Below are 1308 nucleotides of genomic sequence, written 5' to 3' on the forward strand. Positions count from 1 at the left end.
CCCGGGTATTTCATGAAGGCCGGTAGTCATTAACTGACTTAAAAGATGAAAAGGTGACCTGAACTGGGAAAATGGGAGTGTCTAAGCTTCCAAAATACCCGTTCGAAGGATCACCTTTTCTGTGAACTATTCTACCCACGTTTTCCCTGCCATCTCGACCCAACTCACCGGCCAAACCTTGGTCTCCCATGCAGGGTTGTCGGTGCTGACCAGTTTCCTGAATGCGGTGGACTTCCGCCGCGTTTGCGAAGACAGGTTCAGCCAGTTCGTGCCAACCACCGCGACCCACCGGCCGGGAAAGATCCTCGGCGCCCTAGCTCTGTCCTTGGCGGCTGGCGGCGAGCAAGCCACAGATATTGACCAGCTACGAGCCGCACCAGAGCTCTTTGGCTCCGTGGCGTCGGATGCCACGGTCAGCCGGTTCATGGGCCGGATCAAAGATCAGCCAGAAGCTTTCTCCTACGGGTTCGCCACCATGACCCGCAGCCTGCGCACCAAAGTCTGGAATGCTGCCGGGCCGCGGAATCCTGCCCGGCAGGCCACGGCAAAGAACCCTTTAACCATCGACATTGATGCCTCGTTGGTGCACGTTCATTCCGAGAAACAAAATAGTGCTGGCACCTACAAAGGCGGATACGGGTTCTCACCGATGATCGCCATGGCAGACTATGGCAAAGCCAACGGCACCGGCGAAGTCCTCGCCGTGCAGTTGCGCCCAGGCAACCGGGGCGCGAATTCCGCCGCCTCGCATATCGAGGTGCTCAGCCAAGCCCTAGCCCAACTGCCTGAAAATTTCTATGACGAGGACGGGAACCTTCGTGGTGAGAAGATCTTGGTCCGTACCGACAGTGCCGGCTCTTCCCGCGAGTTCTTGCACCATCTGGATTCATTGGGGGTCCAATTCTCCACCTCGTATTCTTTGCCGGTGCTCAAGGAGCGGTTCATCCGGTGGATCGATCAGAAGAAGTACTGGGAACCAGCGCTGGACGCTGATGGTGGTCAACGAGATAACGCGTGGGTGATTGATGCAACGAAGGTCTTGGAGTTGAGGCAATACCCGCCTGGAACTCGGATTTACCTACGTGCTGAGCCGTTGCATCCCGGGGCGAAAGCGAACCTGTTCGATACGGACGGCAACCGGGTGACCGCGTTCTTGACCAACAGCCCACGGTTCAACGTGGCGTTCCTCGATGCCCGGCATCGGGCGCGTGGCAGGTGCGAAAATCGGATCAAAACGTTGAAGAATACGGGGTTGGGCAAGCTGCCGTATTGGTCTTTTGCGGCGAATCAGGCATGGGCGGACCTGGC

At 57.6% G+C, this 1308-nt stretch carries 1 protein-coding gene; it reads left to right on the forward strand.

Annotated elements, in window-relative coordinates; translation table 11 throughout:
• Window positions 1-121: 121 nt before the first annotated feature.
• A partial coding sequence (locus ACT3UA_RS18915; protein WP_444617875.1) for an IS1380 family transposase occupies window positions 122-1308 on the forward strand: 1187 nt, incomplete at its 3' end.

Source organism: Glutamicibacter sp. 363 (genome assembly GCF_052379505.1).
In the GTDB taxonomy this organism is placed as follows: domain Bacteria; phylum Actinomycetota; class Actinomycetes; order Actinomycetales; family Micrococcaceae; genus Glutamicibacter.